Raw genomic sequence first — 1,015 nt, 5'->3', positions numbered from 1 at the left:
TAGCTGAGGGACTGGGCTTCGGGGACAGCGGCTCCCATCGCCTTGGCTCGTTCTTCAAATTCGCGCCCGATACCGTTTGCTTCAATCGTGTTCTCATGGCGATACCAAGCAAAGCCTTCCACGCCCACGGTCGTGATATTGCCCCCAAAGCAACCGAAACGTTCCACCAGCGTAACATCAACCCCTGCACGTGCAGCAGCCAGAGCTGCGGCCAAGCCTCCCGGGCCTGCGCCGACAACGAGCACATCCGTGGTATGTAAGACATCGATTTGGCGGGACGGCTCAGTGATTTGCATTTTTTGTTCCCGTAGAAGGTCGTTCAGGCTATGCGCGGTAGTTGCACGGCCTCTACCCGGATCGCAACGGCTCGGGACAAAGCAGCGCAGGAAAGCAGGCTTTTGCGCGGCCCCGCGAAGACACATTATGTCTGCGCTTTTTGGCGCGTCGCGGTGCACCAGCTATAGGCTCATCAAAGTTCTGAAACCGGCCGCTCGATCTTGATGCTGCGCCGCAATTGGATGGCGTCGAGGGATGGCCCCCCACCGCTGTAGCTTTGCGTTGGCCTCACCCTTTTGGGCGCGGTGTAACTTTTTTGGCTAAAGTGCAGGATTTCATTATCGGCCCCCCAAAATCGTTCCCAGTTTATTTTTAGGCGCTGCAAGTGCCGCTCAACCTGAACCATCAAACTGGAAAGGATACACAGATGGGACTGGATATTGGTTTTTACCGCGATGGGGAGGAGGTGTTTTACCTGCGCAACCACGACGGTCTCTTTGACGCGTTTGCGAAAGGCTCTGCCGGTAATGTCTATGAGGCGTATAGTGACTTCTATGTCACGCTCGGCACGTTAGCAGTGGTTGCGACCATGCTAAAAAAAGAGTTCGCCGCCTCGGGCCTCACTCTCGCCGATGCTTTGTCCGACGTTCCCGAGGAATTTTACGATTTGGATGCACGGGCTGCGGAATGGAAGGACCTGCTGCGCTACTACCCTGCGGTTGTCACGTTCCTTGCCAAT

The 1,015-nt window shown here is 56.0% G+C and carries 2 protein-coding genes; one reads left to right on the top strand and one right to left on the bottom strand.

The annotated features are described in order from the left end of the window. Positions 1-296 (bottom strand): FAD-dependent oxidoreductase (locus ACGYK9_RS19415; protein ID WP_394415365.1); only part of this gene is annotated, 296 nt, incomplete at its 3' end. A gap of 407 nt (positions 297-703) precedes the next feature. Here ACGYK9_RS19415 and ACGYK9_RS19410 point away from each other — a divergent pair. Continuing rightward, positions 704-1,015, top strand: a 312-nt coding sequence (locus tag ACGYK9_RS19410; RefSeq protein WP_394415362.1) for a hypothetical protein, incomplete at its 3' end; no start/stop codon positions are given.

The sequence above is a fragment of the Sulfitobacter sp. 1A15258 genome (genome assembly GCF_043557045.1).
Taxonomy (GTDB): Bacteria; Pseudomonadota; Alphaproteobacteria; order Rhodobacterales; family Rhodobacteraceae; genus Sulfitobacter; species Sulfitobacter faviae.
This window is presented reverse-complemented; position numbering and strand designations above follow the sequence as displayed.